General features: G+C 36.7%; 21 protein-coding genes and 1 riboswitch. Of the genes, 9 read left to right on the top strand and 12 right to left on the bottom strand.

The annotated features are described in order from the left end of the window. Nucleotides 1-152 precede the first annotated feature (152 nt). The 5 genes from AAV97_RS13185 (at nt 153) to AAV97_RS13165 (ending at nt 7,497) form a co-directional block, all read left to right on the top strand. On the top strand, nt 153-2,222 hold the full coding sequence (locus AAV97_RS13185; protein ID WP_046760812.1) for a hypothetical protein: 2,070 nt from the start codon (nt 153-155) through the stop codon (nt 2,220-2,222). A 111-nt stretch (nt 2,223-2,333) separates the two neighbouring features. Next, entirely contained in the window at nt 2,334-4,049 is a 1,716-nt protein-coding gene (locus AAV97_RS13180; protein ID WP_046760811.1) for an AAA family ATPase, read from the top strand. A gap of 345 nt (nt 4,050-4,394) precedes the next feature. After that, a riboswitch (yybP-ykoY riboswitch) is annotated at nt 4,395-4,539 on the top strand. A 72-nt stretch (nt 4,540-4,611) separates the two neighbouring features. Beyond that, nucleotides 4,612-5,193: a TMEM165/GDT1 family protein gene (locus tag AAV97_RS13175; protein WP_162987716.1), complete on the top strand. Its 582-nt coding sequence runs from the start codon at nt 4,612-4,614 to the stop codon at nt 5,191-5,193. Nucleotides 5,194-5,207: 14 nt separating this feature from the next. After that, nucleotides 5,208-6,821 carry a phosphoethanolamine transferase gene (locus AAV97_RS13170; RefSeq protein WP_046760831.1) on the top strand — a complete coding sequence of 538 codons (1,614 nt, stop codon included), beginning with the start codon at nt 5,208-5,210 and terminating at the stop codon, nt 6,819-6,821. Between the two features lie 307 nt (nt 6,822-7,128). Beyond that, nucleotides 7,129-7,497: a 5-carboxymethyl-2-hydroxymuconate Delta-isomerase gene (locus AAV97_RS13165; protein WP_046760809.1), complete on the top strand. Its 369-nt coding sequence runs from the start codon at nt 7,129-7,131 to the stop codon at nt 7,495-7,497. Between the two features lie 61 nt (nt 7,498-7,558). Here the strand turns inward: AAV97_RS13165 and AAV97_RS21610 are convergent, their stop codons facing one another. From AAV97_RS21610 to AAV97_RS13155, 3 genes are all read right to left on the bottom strand, one after another. Beyond that, nucleotides 7,559-7,720 (bottom strand): DUF4240 domain-containing protein, encoded by a 162-nt coding sequence (locus tag AAV97_RS21610; protein WP_157811011.1) that lies wholly within the window; start codon nt 7,718-7,720, stop codon nt 7,559-7,561. Nucleotides 7,721-7,883: 163 nt separating this feature from the next. After that, on the bottom strand, nt 7,884-8,750 hold the full coding sequence (gene thiM, locus AAV97_RS13160; protein WP_009584791.1) for a hydroxyethylthiazole kinase: 867 nt from the start codon (nt 8,748-8,750) through the stop codon (nt 7,884-7,886). A gap of 9 nt (nt 8,751-8,759) precedes the next feature. Continuing rightward, the gene (locus tag AAV97_RS13155; RefSeq protein ID WP_046760808.1) at nt 8,760-9,914 is read right to left on the bottom strand and encodes a hypothetical protein; all 1,155 of its coding nucleotides are present in this window, start codon (nt 9,912-9,914) and stop codon (nt 8,760-8,762) included. Nucleotides 9,915-10,016: 102 nt separating this feature from the next. On the opposite strand from AAV97_RS13155, the gene AAV97_RS13150 reads away from it, so the two are divergent. Beyond that, on the top strand, nt 10,017-10,346 hold the full coding sequence (locus AAV97_RS13150) for a DUF6678 family protein (RefSeq protein WP_227560876.1): 330 nt from the start codon (nt 10,017-10,019) through the stop codon (nt 10,344-10,346). A gap of 112 nt (nt 10,347-10,458) precedes the next feature. On the opposite strand, the gene AAV97_RS13145 is transcribed toward AAV97_RS13150, so the two are convergent. Then, nucleotides 10,459-10,722, bottom strand: a complete 264-nt coding sequence (locus AAV97_RS13145; RefSeq protein ID WP_046760807.1) for a hypothetical protein — start codon at nt 10,720-10,722, stop codon at nt 10,459-10,461. 125 nt (nt 10,723-10,847) lie between these two features. Then, the gene (locus tag AAV97_RS13140; protein WP_046760806.1) at nt 10,848-12,041 is read right to left on the bottom strand and encodes a hypothetical protein; all 1,194 of its coding nucleotides are present in this window, start codon (nt 12,039-12,041) and stop codon (nt 10,848-10,850) included. Between the two features lie 592 nt (nt 12,042-12,633). Here AAV97_RS13140 and AAV97_RS13135 point away from each other — a divergent pair. Both AAV97_RS13135 and AAV97_RS13130 read left to right on the top strand, forming a co-directional pair. Beyond that, complete coding sequence (locus tag AAV97_RS13135; RefSeq protein WP_005031997.1) at nt 12,634-13,296, top strand: DUF2057 domain-containing protein; 663 nt, start codon at nt 12,634-12,636, stop codon at nt 13,294-13,296. Between the two features lie 251 nt (nt 13,297-13,547). Next, nucleotides 13,548-14,093 carry a GNAT family N-acetyltransferase gene (locus AAV97_RS13130; protein WP_046760805.1) on the top strand — a complete coding sequence of 182 codons (546 nt, stop codon included), beginning with the start codon at nt 13,548-13,550 and terminating at the stop codon, nt 14,091-14,093. 54 nt (nt 14,094-14,147) lie between these two features. Here AAV97_RS13130 and AAV97_RS13125 read toward each other — a convergent pair whose 3' ends face one another. From AAV97_RS13125 to cydP, 5 genes are read right to left on the bottom strand one after another with little or no spacing between them, the layout of a single operon-like run. After that, nucleotides 14,148-14,444, bottom strand: a complete 297-nt coding sequence (locus tag AAV97_RS13125) for a cyd operon YbgE family protein (RefSeq protein ID WP_004830434.1) — start codon at nt 14,442-14,444, stop codon at nt 14,148-14,150. 3 nt (nt 14,445-14,447) lie between these two features. Further along, a complete protein-coding gene (cydX, locus tag AAV97_RS20930) occupies nt 14,448-14,549 on the bottom strand; it encodes a cytochrome bd-I oxidase subunit CydX (protein WP_002120988.1) in 102 nt (33 codons plus the stop codon). A 29-nt stretch (nt 14,550-14,578) separates the two neighbouring features. Further along, nucleotides 14,579-15,724 carry a cytochrome d ubiquinol oxidase subunit II gene (cydB, locus tag AAV97_RS13115; RefSeq protein ID WP_046760804.1) on the bottom strand — a complete coding sequence of 382 codons (1,146 nt, stop codon included), beginning with the start codon at nt 15,722-15,724 and terminating at the stop codon, nt 14,579-14,581. Next, nucleotides 15,721-17,307, bottom strand: a complete 1,587-nt coding sequence (locus AAV97_RS13110) for a cytochrome ubiquinol oxidase subunit I (protein ID WP_046760803.1) — start codon at nt 17,305-17,307, stop codon at nt 15,721-15,723. Before AAV97_RS13110 ends, cydB begins: the two co-directional genes overlap by 4 nt. Next, nucleotides 17,307-17,498 carry a cytochrome oxidase putative small subunit CydP gene (gene cydP / locus AAV97_RS13105; RefSeq protein WP_004830439.1) on the bottom strand — a complete coding sequence of 64 codons (192 nt, stop codon included), beginning with the start codon at nt 17,496-17,498 and terminating at the stop codon, nt 17,307-17,309. The genes AAV97_RS13110 and cydP overlap by 1 nt, the downstream gene beginning before the upstream one ends. A gap of 535 nt (nt 17,499-18,033) precedes the next feature. Here cydP and AAV97_RS13100 point away from each other — a divergent pair. Beyond that, nucleotides 18,034-18,630 carry an NAD(P)H-dependent oxidoreductase gene (locus AAV97_RS13100; protein ID WP_042085553.1) on the top strand — a complete coding sequence of 199 codons (597 nt, stop codon included), beginning with the start codon at nt 18,034-18,036 and terminating at the stop codon, nt 18,628-18,630. Nucleotides 18,631-18,699: 69 nt separating this feature from the next. On the opposite strand, the gene AAV97_RS13095 is transcribed toward AAV97_RS13100, so the two are convergent. Both AAV97_RS13095 and AAV97_RS13090 read right to left on the bottom strand, forming a co-directional pair. Continuing rightward, complete coding sequence (locus AAV97_RS13095; protein ID WP_004830441.1) at nt 18,700-19,314, bottom strand: OB-fold-containig protein; 615 nt, start codon at nt 19,312-19,314, stop codon at nt 18,700-18,702. Nucleotides 19,315-19,332: 18 nt separating this feature from the next. Then, entirely contained in the window at nt 19,333-19,641 is a 309-nt protein-coding gene (locus tag AAV97_RS13090) for a Rieske (2Fe-2S) protein (RefSeq protein ID WP_010591332.1), read from the bottom strand. Between the last annotated feature and the right edge of the window lie 6 nt (nt 19,642-19,647).

The raw sequence follows: 19,647 nt of genomic DNA, 5'->3' as shown, positions 1-19,647 counted from the left end.
CGTTTAAACCCACAATGTAAATCGTTTGTGAAATTCTCCACAGAGACTTAACAAACTTTTGCAAAAGATAATCTAATACGATTTGTTTTGTTAAATGGTTCGCATAGAATATTCAACTCGATAGAATTTTAAAGAGATGGATTAAGCAGATTATGGTGCAGACAGTTCAAGATCAGCTGCCAAACAGACACCAACTTGCTGCACAAGAATTAATTCAAGTTTCAGCAAGCTTAGAGCGTATTTATCTTGATCAGCTTTACTATTTAAAAGCGGTGAATGCAGATAACTTTTTCCAATTTGATCATGCACAGCACAAACTCGGTATAGCCAACCAATTATTGCAGATTAAATTTGATGAGACAGCAGGGCTGTCTTTTGAGTTTGATCAGGATAAGCTGGCACATTTATCTGAGTCACCGCATTATCCTAAGCGACTGATTCAATATGTGTCGCAAGAGGTATTTTTTTATACCAAATCTTATGATGCAATTCATCCCACTGATTTAAAAACCAAAGCACAAATTCTTCGTCAAACATTGATTGAGCAGATATTTGATTGGATTGATGGTGAAAACAGAGTAGAGCAGTATTTGTATAATATCAATCAAGCAGATGCTGAGCAGATTGATCAAATTTTAATCCATTATAACTATTTTGATCATGCTTATATTTCTGATTTTGCTCAATATGGTAAAGCTATTCCGTTAAGTGTGGAAATTAATATTAAGCATTTATTGCTGATTAATTCTGTCTTGGGGCAAACGTTCTTATCTATCCAGCAATTTATTCCAAAATTCCATCAGGCTATTTTTGCATTGGACCAGTTCCTACCCAAACATTTTTTTCGGATTTTTAAAGTTTTTCACCCCGAGTCATTACGTTTGTGCGAGATTGAGCAATATTTTACAAGTTATCAATTATTGTCGAAACATGCACAAGAGTTTCCACAAATGTTGGCATATGCCAAGCATATGAAACGTGGTTTTTGGCAGTATCAGGACTTATTGAGTAAACAACATTTTTTGCAGGCAGAGGATGAATATTGGGAGTTGGATCAACTTGTAAAATTGCCGATATTTGCTTTAAAACGTACTGTGAATTGGCTATATAAACAAAATGAACAGGTTAATGATTGGATTAGTCGGCATATTACAGATGTAAACGTTCGAGTGACGATCACGGTATTAAGTCTCATTGATACTTCAAAAATCTCTCCTGAAGTAATATTGGCTGTATTAAAATATTTTAAAAATAGTGCTGCACGGTTATTCTTAATAGAATGCCATTCATTTGCCATTACAAATGAATGGCAAAATCATCCCAAAAATAGCCGTTACCGCTTTATGGAATCGGTCAGTGAACATAAATCACAGCACAAGTTGATTTCAAATTCTTATTTATATATCGAAGAATGGTTGGATTTCGCTACATTGATCCTTGGTGATCAAGCCCAATCTTATAAGAAAATATTTGTCAAAATCAGTCGTGTTATTCAGGCATTTATGTTGTTTGTTCAGCATATTGCCAATCAATTACCTGCGCCATTAATCAGATTCATCGATCCTCAGTTGCAGCAACATCCTGATTTTTTTATTCAAATGCGCGAAAATAATATTCAGGTAGATGATTTTCGTAAGAAGTTTAAACATATCAATACCGATCGAATGCCGCATTATAGTATTTATGACAGCTTTGTTCTGGACTATGTGATGCATTTATTTAATACACATCATGAAATCGAACGTAATGTGACTTGGTCTGGTCTTTATCAACAAGCGAAGCGATGGCATTTGCACAATGATCTTGTTACGACAATGTCGAAACTCAAAGAAAAAATTACTGTGGATTCGTGGGATCGCATTGCGCCGATGCAAAAGATTTATTTTGAAGATTGGTGTTATGAGGAACTCAACAGTCTACAACGAATTACTCAAGAGTCAGTCGTTTTCAAACATTGTTTAGCTGTCTCCTACAGCACAAGAATAGTGGAGCGTGAATATGCAGCATTCCATATGTCAAATATAGCTGAACCCAATCAAGTCATGACTTTAGGTTGTTACTATAAATTAGGGCAGTTGAGCTTTGATCAGCTTCGCTTGCCTAATAATCATATTCCAGATCAATCTTATATAAGCAAGGCACTGGCATTTATCGAAAATGTGAATCAACATTTAAAATGGAAAAGTAGTATTCAACCGAATGAAGAACTCGGTAACTTATAAACATCGTCAACAGGGTCTATTCTTTTTTCTAAGCTATTTTTGGCTTAACTTTTTAATTAAAAATCGTTAGGCTATAGCCGTCCCATCCTGTTAAGGTAATTCAAGGCTGTTATGAAACAAGAAACTGCACTCAAACTCATGAAAGCGGGTGAAAATGTCTTTTTGACTGGCTCTGCTGGTGCAGGAAAAACCTATACGTTGAATCAATACATCAATTATTTAAAAGTCCGTAAAGTACCTGTCGCAATTACAGCCTCTACAGGAATTGCGGCGACGCATATGAATGGAATGACCATTCATACATGGGCTGGTATCGGCATTAAAGATACGCTTTCAGACGATGATTTGAAGCGGATGAAAGAGCGTAAATATCTCAAAGAGCATCTGGAAAATGCTCAAGTATTGATTATTGATGAAATTTCAATGTTACATGCCAAACAGTTAAATTTGGTCAATCAAGTTTTGAAATATTTTAAAGAATCTGATGATGCTTTTGGTGGAATTCAAGTGATTGCTGCCGGCGACTTCTTTCAGCTTCCGCCTGTAGGAAAAAATAATGAGCTGAATCGTGATAAATTTTGTTTTATGTCTAATGCATGGGTTGAGGCAAAATTTCGGGTTTGTTATTTGACTGAACAGCATCGTCAAGATGATTCTGCACTCAATGATATTCTAAATGCAATTCGTGCACAGAATATTCAGCCACAACATATTCAAGCCTTACAAAATACGCGTCATCAAGATATAGGTGAAACGTTCACCCGTTTATATACGCACAACATGGATGTGGATAGCATCAATTTTCAGCATTTAAATGCAATTGAGGGTGATGATCATCAATTTGTTGCAGTGACAGATGGGAACGAAAAGCTGATAGAAACATTAAAATCCTCAGTTCGTGCGCCTGAAGAACTGACATTAAAAAAACATGCCAAAGTGATGTTTGTTAAAAATAATTTTGACATGGGATATATCAACGGCAGTTTAGGTGAAGTGATTGGTTTTGAAGAAGATGATGAAATGGGGATGTTGCCCAAGGTGAAAATGACCGATGGAACAACTTTATTGGTCGCTCCTGAAACTTGGTCAGTGGACAATGAAGGCGGTAAAACCATTGCCAGTTTACAACAAGTTCCATTGCGTTTGGCGTGGGCAATTACTATTCATAAATCACAAGGCATGACCTTAGAAGCTGCTGAAATTAATTTGAGTCATACTTTTGAAAAAGGGCAAGGTTATGTTGCTTTGTCACGGTTAAAATCAATTGAGGGGCTTAGATTGCTTGGCTTCAACGATCAAGCATTAGAACTTGATAGTTTGGCAATCAAAGCAGATCGTCGTTTTCAAGAGCTTTCCAGTGAAGCTGAACAGCACTATGCGGAGGTTGACTTAACACCCCAACATAATGCTTTTATTCGCCATTGTGGTGGGACATTGAACGCCACTGAAATAGAACGCAATGAAAAAAAATTGGCGCGTAATATCGGTAAAGCCAACTATGCTTCAGCCACATTGGACGAAACGCGTGAGTTGTTTGAAAGTGGCTACGAAATTCAAGATATTGCCATTGAGCGAGGTTTAACACCAGCAACAATCATCAATCATTTGGCGAGACTGCATAAGGAACAAGGGCTTGATATTTCTGTTGCTAATCCGGGGGAAGAGGTGGTCGAGAAAATACGGACCATTTATAAGAAATTAATGAAACGGCAAGATCCAAGTCATTTTAATGATGATGGTGCGATAAAATTACGCCCAATCGTAGAGTTGACCAGCCCTAAAATGGGATATGACCAGGTGCGTTTAGCCCTATTATTTGTCGAATAAAAATCCTTCTAATGCTGGAAGTATGAATAAGGTTGAGAAAAATTACTCTATTGGTATATTGCAATATTCCCAGAATATAAGCATATGAAGAACTATAATTTCAGCTTTCAGTTGTGCTGATTTTATTATGCACGAACATGAATAGATTGAAGTGTTTCTTTTGAACAATTTGATGATTATGAAAATTTAGAATTGATCATCAACTCTAGCGTTTCATCTTAGATGCTATAAGTTGTACAGATCGAGTAAAAACGTACTATTGCAGGCTCGCAATGCTAGATTAAATATGAAACTTTGATATCGCAAAATTATGTTTGAAAATTGCTCAAGTATTCTTTATGATAACTCAACTTCATTGGGGAGTAGCCGCTTTTTACCTCGGGTAAAAAGGTGATGGTCAACATAATTGCTCAAATGGGCATGGTCATCATAGCAAAGAACCAAAAGATCTTTTTGATCATAATTTCTTTTTGTTGGCAAGACCTTTGATTTGTTACTCTGCTTTGGCTAGCTAGAGTTATAAATCATTGGGAATTATTGCTAGCCAGAGAAAAGTATTATGATGTCTGCTTTCCTTATCTCTCTTGCTGTTGTTGCCTTATCTGAAATGGGTGACAAAACTCAACTTTTAGCTCTGCTTCTGTCTGCACGATTTCGAAAACCCATTCCCATTCTATTGGCGATTTTTTTAGCCACACTTGTCAATCATGGTGTTTCAGCCATATTGGGTCAGTGGATCACCACGGTATTGAGTCCAGCTGTACTGCTATGGATTGTTTCATTAGGATTTATTGGGATGGCGATATGGATGCTTGTTCCTGATGAGTTGGGGGATGAATCCGAAAGTATCAATAAATGGCAAAAATATGGTGTATTTGGTGCAACATTTGTGTTGTTCTTTTTGGCAGAAATTGGGGATAAAACCCAAATTGCAACAGTTGCTTTAGCTGCTCGTTTTGACAGTATCGGCTGGGTGACAGTAGGGACTACTTTGGGAATTATGTTGGTGAATGCTCCAGCAGTATTTATTGGCAACAAACTTGCAGAAAAACTTCCAATTTCATTGATTCATAAAATTGGTGCACTGGTATTCTTAACGATTGGTGTTGCTGCTCTCGTTCAACATTACTTTTTCAAAGTTTGAAGCGTTTAAGTGCAATGCGCCGATTTAATCAACTGCCGATAGATATACAACGATGGTTTTTTGCATTTTATTTGCTTTTGCCTGTCTTGATTGTCTTTTTCACATTGGGCTTTGCTGGAAGCTGGGCGGATAGTTTACGTTTAGCATTTTTAGCAATGCCAGGTGTTTGGTTATGCTTCCAAGCGAGTAGCAAGTCAAAACTGGTCTGGAAAATATCCGCGATACTTTGGTGGTTTATTTTTTTCTTGCATACAACCTTACTTTCACTGAGCTGGTGGTTATTTAACAGTGATGCAGAAGGCTATTTAATAGTTGAGTCGATTGCAAATACCACATTCAATGAAAGTTTAGAGTTCATGCAACAACATGCAGGACTGTTTGGGCTTTTGCTGTTGTGTTTTTTAACCACATTGGGATTGTATCTTTTAGTCTTATTTAAATATTTTGATCAGCCACATTACCATATTTATCCAATGCGTGTAGTAGTGCGCTCAATCCTCGGTTTTTTGATATTACTGTGTGTGGTCAGTTATGTGCTAAAACCTTCTTTTGCTTTACATCCGCTACCTTATTGGCATGGATATTATGGCAAAATTAAAGATTTTCAGTCACGTGTTTCACAACACCATCATATACATCAAACTTGGACGTTCAATGCAAAAAAAAGATTGGATAGACGTAAACCGTTTGCTGAACAGCAAACCCATACAGTGGTTTTAACAGACAGTATTACCAGTTTTAATTTTGGCTTATGTGGTTATCCTCGAAATACAACACCTGAGTTAAGCAAACGTAGTGGGCAGTTCAAAGTATTTTGTCGAGGTTATTCGCCTGCATCTTCTACCATTCAATCGCTACGTTATTTATTTAATGATGGCACACGCAATGCGATGGATGACCAAGCACCAGAAAATATTATGGGCTATGCAAAAGCTGCAGGATTCAAGGTGTATTGGATCAGTAATCAAGATGATGTTTATATCTCATCATTATTTGCAAACTATGCCGACGAAGTGGTTTTTATCAATAAACAGCCCGGTCGTAGTAGTCGTACATTGGATGAAAATATTCTTCCAGCTTATAAAGCTGCGTTAGATGATCCAACGCCTCGTAAGCTCATTATTCTACATCTGATTGGTTCACACCCAAATTATAAGTTACGTTATCCTGAACAGTTTTCTAAATTTAATGATGCGACAAATGATGAGGTTGAAAGGACGCTGGAGCAAAATAAAATCAATCATTTTATTCAGTTAAAACGTAATGAATACGATAATAGTATCCTTTATCAAGATTGGATTGTTTCTAAACTGTTTGATTTGCTTTTGTCCAAAAGGGCTGATTTTAGATCTTTTACTTTTTTATCTGATCATGGAAATCAAGTGGGTCATGAACTCAATTATGCAGGTCATAGTTCGGATACAGAAGCAGGTTATCGTGTACCAATCCTGATTTGGTATGATCAAATGCCGAAAAAGGGAATAAGTAGCCAAAGACCTGTCGATGCCAGTGATTTAGACCGTTATATTTTACATTTAATGGGACTTCATGATCGATTGGAAACTCAAGAAAAACTATGTTGGATAGATGAGAAATGTCATTTTATTCCGAAGTTATTATGGCGCTAAATTTATTTTTTCGTCCAGTATACCTGCCTTGGTTATGAGGTCGTGTATACGTCGTGGTAGTGATATAAAAATTAATGGATATGATGCAACGATCAGAAAGTTACATTCAACAAGATTTTGGGAGTGGAGAATTCTAAGCAAAAATTTGATAACCAATGCTTTGATAATAGTACTATATCTAAATTTTTGCTTATTTTTTAATGAAGTATATACAACTAAAGTTATAAATTTGCGTTAATTTTACAGTTTCTAGAGTAGGGATGTTATACTGAATACTAATCTATAATATTTTCATATGGTTAACACGATGCCACAAATGTTTATTGATTATTCAGACAATATTCAGAATTTAGATCAAAAGAAATTGATGTTGGGTTTAAATCATGCTTTGTTTGATACGGGCTTAGTCAGCGATCCACATGATATTAAGTCGCGTATTCAATCAGTTTCAGATTATCTGATCGGTTTTGGAGACAATCAACAAGCATTCATCTTTGTTCGTTTACAAGGTTTAAGCGGACGCAGTGAAGAACAAAAAAATTTAATGACGGAAAATCTGTCACAATTTTTACAGTCGTTTCAAGACTATTCAGCTCAAGGTCTAGAAATTCAGCTCTGTGTGGAATTTGCTGAAATGCCGAGAGAAATTTATAAGAAAGTATTTGTAAAAAAATGATCAATCATGGGGCTTAACGATAAGCCCCATTTTTTATTCACGCTTTAATTGAGCAATTTATTCAAACAGTACAACTGACGAAGTTTTCAATCTCATGCAATGTGCCCTCAAAAAATTCTTTTCCTGTAAGAATTAACCAGCACCTAAAATAAAGAAAACGATCATCTGATAAGTAGCCATTGAAATGATATAGTCCATGCTCTTTGGTAAAGTTTGATTGCAAAATTGTGGCAAGTTCTGCAATTTCAGTAGGATAAAGTCATGAAAGTTTTAAGTTGCAGTTTTTTCCAAATAAAATAAATGGTTGCTGATCAAACCTAGACAAATATGCAATTAAATCTTCTAAATACTGTTCAGTATTATCCTCTAATCAATTTCAGATTAATTTAGAGACCTAATACTTGAATATCACTGTATTCCCAAATTTTATTGGCACTCATTTGGTAAATTTCATCGAGGAACGCCACATTAAAACTCCCCACAGCAGAGGCTTTTTCAAAAGCCAATTTTCCAGCAATGGCAAAGTGAATATGTGCAGAAATAGTGGCAATTGCTGGAGTGGTCACAGCGCTATATGCCGCAATTAAAGCACCTAAAGCACAACCTGTTGCCGTAACTTTAGGCTGTAAAAAACTTCCCCCATTAATTTGAATCACATGATGAAGTTCTTTTGAAAGGACGAAATCGGATTCACCAGAAATTGCAACACATTCACAATGATTTAACAGCGCTTGAGCTTGTAAATAAACCTCATTACTTGATACTGCACTATCAACACCCTTGGATTCAACTTGGTTGCCTGCGAGCGCACTGATTTCAGATGCATTGCCACGAATAATAGTCGGATGAAGTAAAACCAATTGATCGACCATTTCACTACGCCATTTTAGAAATGGACCATAACCCACAGGATCAAGTACCCAAGGCGTATTTTTATTTGCAACAGTCTGTGCTGAAATTTGCATGGCTTGCATTTGTTCAGATGTTGGTGTTCCAAGATTAATACTCAATGCCGCTGCAATAGAGGCAAAACTTTCTGCTTCAAAGGGATTATCAATCATTGCAGGTGATGCACCAGCCGCCAATAAAATATTGGCTGCGTAATTGGCTGCAACGCTGTTGGTAATGCAGTGTACCAACGGTTGTTGGGTTTGTAATTCTGTCCAAGCATCCACAACTTTCTGTAAGATAACATCAGTCTGGATATGAAGTTGATCCGTTTGAGAATGGGTAATATTTTCAGGATGATTCATATAAAGTCCTTACTGAGTAAAGTAGTGATCTTGATGTTTGCAGTTTCGACAGAGCAGTGTCACGTAATTTTGTGCATCATATTCAACAGTGAGTTCATTTGAACCACAGTACATACAGCGTTTTTGTGAATAAAAGTTTAAGCGCGGTTCAATCTTTTTCCAAGACTTCCAGACTGGTTGGAAGAAAATTCCTTCATCGTAGCCTAAAAAATGGTAAAACAGAATTTCACTCATGCGACTTAAAGGGATGTTGGGGGGGCGAGGTAGCGTCGATGTTTCCCATTTTTCTGCGACAGCACGTTCACGATATTGCTGAACGGTTTTTTTTAGAATATTGGTGTTAATAAAATTTTCATTTCGGACTTGCAAGGCTTTTTTCTGATATAAATATTCCAAAGCGGTCTGAATCAAATAGAAAATTTGCCCTACAGCCAAAACATCAAGTAGTCGATAACAAAATGTTTGGAAGTTCTTATTGCCCGAAATTTGAATTCCCCAAGTACGACAATAATGTTGAGTAAATTGCACGATTTCTTGATATAACAACACGTAGAGAGTGTTCTTGACTTCTTCTGAATGTCTGAATGGTATTCCTTGACTTAAATTTTCATAAAACCAATGGCGAAGCTGTGTGGTAATGCTAAAGAGGCTGGGTTCGGAATAACCATCTAAACGGACATTGATATAGTATTGATGTGCATCATCACTAAAATCTTTTGGCACAAGAACGTTTTCTTTAATCAACTGATTGAGAAGTTGACTTTGAAAATAATAGTTGGGTGTAATTGAATGATATTTAATGATTTCCCAATCAATAAACTCTTGATGTTGGCTATTTTCATGTACTTGATTGTCTAAAATACTCAATAAAAATAACTTATGTAAAAAGCTGAGTTGATCTAAGCCCAATTCAAAATCATCTTTTCTTTTGAGTTTTCTTGTTTCTTGCAGGCGCGTTTCTTTAATCATTTTACGTCGTTTATTTTGACACGTTTCACAATGACAGTTGCCTTGATTATTGGGGAACACTTGATGATGACAATGACTGCACTGATGGAACTGAACGTCTTTTTCAAACTCCTCAGCCTCGACATAATACATACTTGCCTGACACAGTGGGCAAAATGTACTTTCATCAAGCTGTTTCTGTAGAATTTGAAGCATATAGGGCTAAATACAAAATTATTGAGGATTTTTCATTATACACATCTATATTGAGGAAAGCTGATTGCTTAAAATGAATGTTTTATAAAATATTCATATCTGATGATGATTGATGCAATCGTATTACTTTTCAATGAGATTGAAAGATTAAATCTTAATTATCGCATTCAACTGATTGATACATTAGAAGTATCAGTATGGGATCATTTTTTAATTTTTCCAGCACCAAATTACATTGAATGTCGTTATGGTATTTTTCCACTGAGGACAGTTCGACAGATTCAAATTAATTCAATCGAAAATCGTTATATTGGTCAACGAGTCGCTTTGAAATGTATTGACCATTCTGAATTATTAGAAGAAAAAATGCAGCAATCAGGGTTGCATTATCATATTGAAAACCAAATATTCATCATCACTTTGCAAAAATAACAGTATTGAGGTTGTCAGTATTAAACGGTTTTTTATGAAAGTGGCAAATACAAGCTGAATTCTATTTGCCACTAAAAGTTGGGTTAAAGTGCGACGCTCATACTGATATAAACTAATAAGCAGCAGGGCAAGGTAATTTTGAGTCCTCAAAATGCTCCATTTTAGCCTGCAACAAAGCTTTCGCCTTTTGAACTGAAACTTTGTGCTGTCCTAGGCAATCATACTGTCTTAAAATACAGCTGACGTCTTCTGTGGATAAAGGAATACCTTCACAGGTCATAAACAATGCAATCACTTGATGATCTATTTTTGCATCATTTAGCATTTGCATCGTCTTGATATTTTCAACACGGACAATATGGTCTTTAAAAATCATGTTGCACCTCTTTTCTGTTGAGTATTTTTTATTGTGCGATATACGCCCATTTAAACAAGCAAGAATTGTGCTCAAAATGTAGTCGCTTTGAAAAAAATGTAATGTTATGCACAGTGAGCTAATTGTTATCTCGCGCCTATTGGCTGGTACAATCCTTCACCTCGACCAATCTGTGCTTGATAAATCGGAATCCACGGTGCAAAAAAGATATTTTGTTTCCATTCGTTTAAGACGTTGAAGCCATTACGAGCAATAGCGATTCGATGCTGTAAATTGGCGAGATTTGTGGCCGTAAAGGGTGCGCGAATAATGAGATAAGGTGTAAAAATCAGTTTAAATTTATTTACCCCAACAAAAATATCCCCCCTTAAGCCCAAATTCTCTAGGCTTAATGACAGCATAAAATTGTTGATGTTGGCAAAGTCTCGCATCAAAGGCTTGTCCCACATAGGTTGTAAAATTTTTTCCTGTTCATGTATACCAAAACTGATAGCAGCATTGGTTGCGAGCTTTTTAAACTGTGATGAGTAAATTCCAGATCGCAATGCTTCCTCATCTGCAAGTTTCTGTAATTTAAATGCTTGAGACAGGTTCGCACCGTAGCCACTGAGCTGTTGTGCCAGAATTGTTGAATCATAATGCTGATGCATGACACTTAGCCCACCGATATCTGCCATCACATTGGCTTGTCCTTGAATTAACTCATTATTGGCTTTGGCGATGGTCGATTGCAATGTTGGGATTGGCATTCCAGCAATGACAACATTTTGTCCGTTTTTGACATTCAAAGGATCTAAGGCATTGGATAAAGAATAGCTCAATGCATATGTAGAACGTACATCATTAGCGACGAAAACTCCTAGATTTGGCCAATAAAATTTGGGATTGTTCCGACTGAGTGCATCGTAATACATCAAGATAAATGCATTGGTTGCCAGTAAAACTTTCTGTTCGGCACGGGTGCCGTAGGTATTCTCAGCCAACTGTTGTACGACTACAAATTGTTGACGGATTTTGCTGCGAACATTTTCGTACTGCTGAACGATTGAAAAAATAGATGGGTTGTATAATGAATTTTGGCTATTGGCGATATTATACAATTGTTGATACAGAGTTCTTTCAGATGTTGTCAAATTACGCTGTGCCATATTGGCATTCATGCTATAGGCAACGCTTGAAAGCTGGGCTGGTGTAATCGAAGTTACATTACTGTTTGCTGCCACCACTTGAGTTGTGATTGATGTTGCTGAAATTGAAGCTATGCCGATGATACAAGCCGTTAATATCGCTTTATATCGAGGAGTAGGTTTCTGTTCCATAGTGAATATATCCCTGTTGTTTTTGTTAGAATGCTGAACTTCTTTGTTCGAATATTTGTACACGAAGTTCCTGTTTACTTATAGTAATGTCAATATAGCTTTGACATGTGTTTTTAGGACAAAGGGATGAACGGTATTATTTCAGATGAATACAAGATCAGATATATGCTGTAGATGCCAAAAATCAATTGTTATGTGGCATACCCGATAGAGCTGTTGTATTTTTACGATAAATTGTTCTGATTTTTAAATCATGTAATGAAAACTGTCACTTTAAAAAATATGGTCGGTATGATCATTTAAAGTGTTGCGATAAATTGCATAAGGATAAAATTACCATTTTACAAGTCAAATAAAGATTCAATATTTTAGGCAAAAATCGATTTTATATTGACATAGACTTGGGATAAATCTCTGTCAAATCAGATGCTTTTGATCAATATGGTGACTAAAAAATGAATCCTATAAATAAAAATAAAAAACCAAAGATTTAAGCTTCATGATAAAACGCCGGTTGTTGTCATAAAACTGTCATCACCACATTGCATAGTGCAATAAATTTTACATATTTTTGACATAAGAGTAGAGCAACATGGCATTTAAATACGGAATTGCTGCATTGGGTTTAATGTTGAGTGGGTCAGTTTTTGCAGCAGTTACGCTATCTGCGCCAGAAGAAATTGTTGTATTGGCTGTGAATGATCAAGAAGTCAATTCAGGTTTGATTCGTAAAAAGAACGAGTATCAAGTTGATCCCGGTCAGACTGCTGTGAGTGTACGTTATCAGCAATATTTTGAGCATTTAAATGGTGAACACGATATTTTAAAATCAGGTGTGGTCACGATTACAGCACCTGATTTAAAAGATGGACAAAATTATAAGTTGGCTCTGGTGGGTGCTCCAAATAACTTTGATGATGCAAAAAAATATGCAGAACAGCCAACGATTGCAATTTTAGACAATCATAATCGACTCGTGGTTCAACAAACAGGTGCCAATACTGAAGCAAAACCTTGGTTTGGTTCTGGCGTATTTGGGCGTGTGATTGATTTAACCACAAGTAATAAAGCGCCTGTGAATCAACCTGCGCCAGTATATACCGCGCCATCTCACGCAGTTGTTTCAAATGCTTCGCCAAAAAGTGTACCAGCTGTAACCAATAGCAATGCTGCTGATCAACAATTGATTCAAATTTGGCAAAAAGCAAGCAAAGCAGAACGTCAAAAGTTTATGACTTGGTTGGCTGATCAATAGCGTCAATTGACACTTCGCAGACGCTTATGACAGCAGAAATTTTTTAGATAATATCAAAGACCATCTCGATGGTCTTTTTTTTAAGAGTTGATTGATTAAAGGAATTATTTTCTTGTTTAAAGAAGATATCCGATCTTAATATTTCTATTCAAATCTACGATTGAAGATTATTCTTCAAAACCGCTTTCCAAAATAGTCATTAGGTTTTATAAAGTCATTTGCTCACAATAAAATGATAGACCTAAAATTCAATGAAACACTCACTTAAATTTAGAACTGCACAAATTTTAGATATTCAGAAATTGATTAATTTGATCAATTCAGCCTATCGGCAACAACAGGAAAATAGTTGGACCAGTGAAATAGAAATAGTCACTGGCGCTCGAATTAATGCCGAACAATTGGCACAAATGTTGGCAGATGATCATTTCAAATTATTTGTTGTTGAGCACGCTGAAGAGATCGTGGGCTGTATAGGTTTAACATTTAATCGAATCCAAGTCGAAATTGGCACATTTTGTATAGCACCGAAAATGCAAAATCATGGGGTTGGTAAGAAGGTACTTGATTTTGTAGAACATTATGTGCGTGATCAGATGCTGCCTATTCATCCTAATTTAACGCATTTTGTAATGTGGGTGCTCAGTGTTCGTCATGAGCTGATTGCATATTATGAGCGCCGTGGTTATCAATCAACAGGGCACATTGATGATTATCCTTTAAGTGCAAATGTAGGTATCCCCATTGTGGGTTTACACTTGGTTGAAATGAAAAAGAGCATAGCGGATAGGATTTGAGTTGATATGAAACAATAAAACCCTGAATAAATCAGGGTTTTATTGTTTTTTAGATTAGGTCAAGAACCAAGTGTAATAGCCCCATAACATAAGTGGCCATGCCACATAAGGGCTAAACAACCATTTCCATAACCAAAACTGTGGCAGAAATCCTACACCATGTATAAACCCACCTGAAATGCCAATCATGACCATCATTAGGGCACTATGGTTGTAGTGTCCATTGGCATCAAGCATTGCACCAGGGTGGATGAGTAATACTGCTGCAAGTGGCAATGCCATCAAAAACGAAATGGCCATTGCAAACTTGTTCGGCTTCCTTTCTTTTGTTGTCATTGCGATCTCTGCCATGGTTTATTCCTCATCCAAATCTTGATGATGTTCGATATAAAGGGCACTTAAGACACCCGCAAAGCATGCCATCAAGATCCCTAAAATCCAAGCGAAATACCACATAATATTCTCCTATTTGCTTAGACACAGCCTTAGTACAGGCTGTGTGAGTTCTCTTGAACATGTTTGTTGGTAATGACGCCCCACATTTTGTAATAGCACCATGTGGTATAGGCTAAAATCACTGGAACAAAAATTGAAGCTACAACGGTCATTACTGTTAGGGTATTTTTACTGGATACAGCATCCCACATGGTCAAGCTTACAGTAGGATTGATACTGGAAGGCATTAAGAATGGGAACAGTGCAAAACCAGCAGTTAAAATTGAACCTGTGACAGCCAGAGTCGAACCAGTAAAGCTTATACCTGCTTTATTTTTTCCTGCACCGAAGATGATAAGGATGCCTCCCAAGATTGCTGAAACTGGGGCAAGTATTGTGATCGGGTAAGTTGAATAGTTATTCATCCAACCATGGTTGCCTGTAGTCAAAACTTCTTTTGCTAATGGGTTTGCCACAGCATTGGTATCAAATGGTTTGACTAAGGTATAACCCTCGATTCCACCAAAGTAGAGCCAAGCACCAACAGCTAAGAAACAGACCAAAAAGATTGTACCCATGAGTTGAGTTGCTTTTGCAGAGCGTTGACGTAATACGCCATCTGTACGAAGCATTAACCAAGCGCCACCATGTGCACAAAGCATCGATAAACTGACAATACCGCAAACTAAAGCAAATGGATTGAGTAGCGCAAAGAAACTACCTGTATAGGTTGATCGTACAGTTTCATCTAAGGTAAATGGTACACCCAAGAACATATTACCAAAGGCAACACCGAACACCAGTGCAGGTACAGCACCCCCTATGCATAAACCCCAATCCCATGAATTACGCCATTTGGTATTTTCAAGTTTAGAACGATAGTCGAAACCAACGGGTCTGAGGAATAATGCAAATAAGACCAGTAACAGTGCCCAATACATACCAGAAAATGCTGTAGCATAAACCATTGGCCAAGCTGCAAAGAGGGCACCACCAGCAGTGACAAACCAAACTTGGTTGCCTTCCCAGTGTGGTGCAATCGTGTTAATTGCTGCACGACGCTCGTCATCTGTTTTACCTACAAATGGCATCAATGCCATTGAGCCCATATCGAAACCATCAGTGAGGGCAAAGCCGATCAGTAAGACACCAACCAAAACCCACCAGATAATTTTGAGAAGTTCATATTCGATCATGATTGAGCCTCCCCAGCTTGAGCTTGTTGAGCTTCAAGTTTTTCAAAGTGATATTTACCTGTATGTAAAGAACTTGGTCCTAAACGTGAGAACTTGATCATTAGATACATTTCAATAATCAACAGCACAGTATAGAACGCAGCTAATGCAATGATTGAACCCCATACATCACCAGTGCTTAAACTTGATGCAGATAGGTGTGTAGGTAGTACTTCACCAATGGTCCAAGGTTGACGACCACCTTCAGCGACATACCAGCCAGTTTGTGCTGCAATCCAAGGAAGCGGTAAAGCAAATAGTGCAAATTTAAGTAACCATGGTTTATTTTCAGCATTGCGTTTTGCTACTGCAAAAGTTGCAAGGATAAATAGAAGTAGCATTAAGAAACCAGAAGCAACCATTGCGCGGAAAGAAAAGAACAATGCTGTTACGTTAGGAATCGTATCTTTCGTTGCTGCCTGAATATGTGATTCAGATGCATCAGTTACATTTTCAGTGTATTTTTTAAGAAGTAAGCCATAACCTAAATCTTTTTGATTTTCTTTGAAAGAAGCCATAAGTTCTGGCGAACGGTCACCAGCACGAAGTTTTTCAAGTTCACTATAAGCCACCATACCGTTACGGATACGTGCTTCATGTTGAACCATCAAGTCTTTAAGACCCATTACTTCTTTATCCAATGAGCGTGTTGCGATAATACCCATTGCGTATGGAATTTTTATCGCATAGTCAGTGCGTTGCTCTTCTTGGTTTGGAATACCAAACAAAGTAAACGGTGCAGGAGCTGGGTGAGTTTCCCATTCAGACTCAATTGCCGCCAGTTTAGTTTTTTGAACATCACCCAGTTCATAACCTGATTCGTCACCCAGTAAAATTACAGAAAGTGTTGATGCTAAACCAAAAATTGCAGCGATGGCGAAAGAGCGACGCGCAAAAGGTAAATCACGTTTTTTCAATAAGTAATAGCTCGAAATGGCTAAAACAAAGATTGCCCCAGTGACATAACCTGCTGAAACAGTATGAACAAATTTTACTTGAGCAACAGGGTTAAAAATCAAAGCGCCAAAATCTACAAGTTCCATACGCATGGTTTCAAAATTAAATTCTGAACCGACAGGATTTTGCATCCAACCATTGGCAACTAAAATCCACAGTGCAGATAAATTCGAACCGAGTGCAACTAGCCATGTCACACTTAAATGTTGAACTTTTGAAAGGCGATCCCAGCCAAAGAAGAATAAACCAATAAAAGTTGATTCTAAAAAGAACGCCATCAATCCTTCAATGGCAAGTGGCGCACCAAAAATATCACCAACATAGTGAGAGTAGTACGCCCAGTTTGTACCGAACTGGAATTCCATAGTCAGACCAGTGGTTACACCTAGAGCAAAGTTAATACCGAAAAGTTTGCCCCAGAATTTGGTCATGTCTTTGTAAATTTCTTTACCAGAAATCACATAAGTGGTTTCCATAATGGCAAGAATAAAAGCCAGACCGAGAGTAAGAGGTACAAATATAAAGTGATACATCGCGGTCATTGCAAATTGGAACCGCGAAAGATCGACCACGCTTTCAGAAATCATCAACGTGTCTCCTTGATTTGGGAAGGACTGCCAGCAATACGCTCAGCAACTTGGTTATCAAAATCTTTAGGAATAGTCGGTGCATCAAACCAGATATGTTTGATCGTCATTAAAAGTGCAATCTTAATTATTAATATGATTGCAATTTCTCTGACTAACCGACGGTTTAAATCATTAGGTTTTAAGCTCATGCGTTAAGCCTATTATTTAAATATGCTTATATTATTAAACAAAACGCAACAAGAAATAAATAGATAAAACACTTAAAATAAAAATATATTATTAAAATTAATTAAAACAAATACTTAATATTTTAATTTGTTAAAAAATATACTAAGAAATAATGATTTTAAAGTTGATCAAAATGCTTAGAATTAATAAAAATAAAACCAACCAAAATGGTATTGTTTAGATTTTATTAAACCAACCAAAATGGTTTGAATTATTCTTGATTAAAAATAATTCTGATCGAAATGGTTGGTTTAATTCCGATGTTTTATTTTTATTAAAATAGAGTTTAGAGAATCAGAAAAATAATTGTTAATTGTTATAAGGCTTTATTAGCCCTGATTAAAAAATTTAAAACTGATGATTTAAATGTGAGGTCGCATTTATTTGATTATGAAATATAAGCTCTGCTTTTTGTTTTTGATGTATGTTAGGTTGGTTAAATTTTGTTCATCTTAACTAATTAATCATTATTTATGGGATAAAAGAGGGGATTTTATGAAATGCTTAGTTGTCATTGCGCATCCAATCAATGATAGTTTATGCCATCGCATGGCAAAGACAGCAATTGCTAGCTTAATTGACAATGGTCATGAAGTAGTGGTTGAAGATCTATATGCAGCAGATTTTGCTCCTGCATTGACCTATGAAGAACGTTTGAGTTATTACGGTCCTGCATTTGATCAAACAGCGGTTAAACAAAAGATAGATGATTTACTTTCTGTAGAAGCTTTAATACTGGTCTTTCCAACATGGTGGTTTGGTTTTCCTGCAATACTTAAAGGTTGGTTTGATCGAGTTTGGGCACCAGGTATTGCTTATAATCATTCATCTGATTTGGGTGCGATTCAGCCTAAATTGAATCATTTAAGATATACACTGGCGATAACTTCACTGGGGTCTCCATGGTGGGTTGACCGTCTGATTATGTGGCAGCCAGTAAAACGGATATTGAAAATTGCATTATTGGGTACCTGTGCACCAAACTCACAGTTGTACATGTTATCTATCTACAAAGCTGAAAAGTTAAGCCAAGCTCAAGTCGATTCATATCTTAAGCGTATTCAAAGCAAAATTTCAAAATGGGCAAAATGATAGGCTTTTTACGCATACAAGGTGCGAATGATCAATCAACAGACCCTAATCACAAAAATAGATGCTGAACTAATATTGATCTGAACTAAATAGCTGATTCGATGTTGAAATTTTTTTGGCTATATAATGTGATTTTCTGAAACGTATTAAGATGATTTGTGATTGAAACTCTAATTCACCAAACTCAGGTTCGACTTGGACATAGTGGAGTTGACCATTTTCATCACGGACACGCGCTTGTGCGGAAAATCCAGGTCGTGCATTGCCACTTGATACTGTTGCAAGGCGTCCGAGTAAGTCCACTTGATTCGTGGTGATTTTGGGTTTAATCACTTGATCAAGACAGTGGATCATAAATACAGTAAAAAAAATTGCGATGACCAAAGCAGGTAAAATTACATAATACCAAGCAGCAAATTCTTGTTTGCTGGCAAATATTGATAATTGTAAAAAATAGCCTGCAAAACTAAAGTTAAGCAATAAAAAAACGAAGATAAGAACTTTTGAAAATTTTACTTGTAAAAGAGGGGATTCAATCAACCAATCAGGAGACACTTTTTTAAGAAACGTACTAGGTCGGATACCAAGATAATATCCAAAAGTTTCTGCCATGCTAAGTAAAATTAACGCCAAAACACTCAAATGAAAGGGCATTAATTCATGTTCAAATAAGAATTCCAGCATGGCAGTTGTCCTTGGTTATTAATCTACAATGTAGATTCCACCATCTGAATGAACTGAAATATTCACTTTTTCCAATTTATCACCAAGGCATGGTCCAGAAATACATTCACCTGTTTCGACTTCAAACAAAGCGCCATGTGTTGAACACTGGATATATTCGCCATCTTGATCTAAAAATTGATTTTCAAGAAACTCAAGTTCAGTTTGAAGATGTGGACACACATTTTGATAGGCATAAAAAGCCCCATCCCGTTGAGTGATAAAAATTGTATCACCTGTCATTGTGTCGAAGGCACGTGCTTTGCGCTCTTCAATTTCATCGGTCATTGCAAT

Origin of the sequence: Acinetobacter sp. Ag2, from assembly GCF_001005515.1 — a bacterium.
Lineage (GTDB): Bacteria > Pseudomonadota > Gammaproteobacteria > Pseudomonadales > Moraxellaceae > Acinetobacter > Acinetobacter bereziniae.
The sequence above is the reverse complement of the archived record's forward strand: the minus strand, read 5'-3'. Positions and strand labels throughout refer to the sequence as shown.

What these genes read in the sequence shown, in the direction of transcription:
- AAV97_RS13185 (WP_046760812.1), top strand. Translation starts at nt 153, where the DNA reads ATGGTGCAGACAGTTCAAGATCAGCTGCCAAACAGACACCAACTTGCT.
- AAV97_RS13180 (WP_046760811.1), top strand. Translation starts at nt 2,334, where the DNA reads ATGAAACAAGAAACTGCACTCAAACTCATGAAAGCGGGTGAAAATGTC.
- AAV97_RS13175 (WP_162987716.1), top strand. Translation starts at nt 4,612, where the DNA reads ATGTCTGCTTTCCTTATCTCTCTTGCTGTTGTTGCCTTATCTGAAATG.
- AAV97_RS13170 (WP_046760831.1), top strand. Translation starts at nt 5,208, where the DNA reads ATGCGCCGATTTAATCAACTGCCGATAGATATACAACGATGGTTTTTT.
- AAV97_RS13165 (WP_046760809.1), top strand. Translation starts at nt 7,129, where the DNA reads ATGCCACAAATGTTTATTGATTATTCAGACAATATTCAGAATTTAGAT.
- thiM (WP_009584791.1), bottom strand. Translation starts at nt 8,750, where the DNA reads ATGAATCATCCTGAAAATATTACCCATTCTCAAACGGATCAACTTCAT.
- AAV97_RS13155 (WP_046760808.1), bottom strand. Translation starts at nt 9,914, where the DNA reads ATGCTTCAAATTCTACAGAAACAGCTTGATGAAAGTACATTTTGCCCA.
- AAV97_RS13150 (WP_227560876.1), top strand. Translation starts at nt 10,017, where the DNA reads ATGATGATTGATGCAATCGTATTACTTTTCAATGAGATTGAAAGATTA.
- AAV97_RS13145 (WP_046760807.1), bottom strand. Translation starts at nt 10,722, where the DNA reads ATGATTTTTAAAGACCATATTGTCCGTGTTGAAAATATCAAGACGATG.
- AAV97_RS13140 (WP_046760806.1), bottom strand. Translation starts at nt 12,041, where the DNA reads ATGGAACAGAAACCTACTCCTCGATATAAAGCGATATTAACGGCTTGT.
- AAV97_RS13135 (WP_005031997.1), top strand. Translation starts at nt 12,634, where the DNA reads ATGGCATTTAAATACGGAATTGCTGCATTGGGTTTAATGTTGAGTGGG.
- AAV97_RS13130 (WP_046760805.1), top strand. Translation starts at nt 13,548, where the DNA reads ATGAAACACTCACTTAAATTTAGAACTGCACAAATTTTAGATATTCAG.
- AAV97_RS13125 (WP_004830434.1), bottom strand. Translation starts at nt 14,444, where the DNA reads ATGGCAGAGATCGCAATGACAACAAAAGAAAGGAAGCCGAACAAGTTT.
- cydX (WP_002120988.1), bottom strand. Translation starts at nt 14,549, where the DNA reads ATGTGGTATTTCGCTTGGATTTTAGGGATCTTGATGGCATGCTTTGCG.
- cydB (WP_046760804.1), bottom strand. Translation starts at nt 15,724, where the DNA reads ATGATCGAATATGAACTTCTCAAAATTATCTGGTGGGTTTTGGTTGGT.
- AAV97_RS13110 (WP_046760803.1), bottom strand. Translation starts at nt 17,307, where the DNA reads ATGATTTCTGAAAGCGTGGTCGATCTTTCGCGGTTCCAATTTGCAATG.
- cydP (WP_004830439.1), bottom strand. Translation starts at nt 17,498, where the DNA reads ATGAGCTTAAAACCTAATGATTTAAACCGTCGGTTAGTCAGAGAAATT.
- AAV97_RS13100 (WP_042085553.1), top strand. Translation starts at nt 18,034, where the DNA reads ATGAAATGCTTAGTTGTCATTGCGCATCCAATCAATGATAGTTTATGC.
- AAV97_RS13095 (WP_004830441.1), bottom strand. Translation starts at nt 19,314, where the DNA reads ATGCTGGAATTCTTATTTGAACATGAATTAATGCCCTTTCATTTGAGT.
- AAV97_RS13090 (WP_010591332.1), bottom strand. Translation starts at nt 19,641, where the DNA reads ATGACCGATGAAATTGAAGAGCGCAAAGCACGTGCCTTCGACACAATG.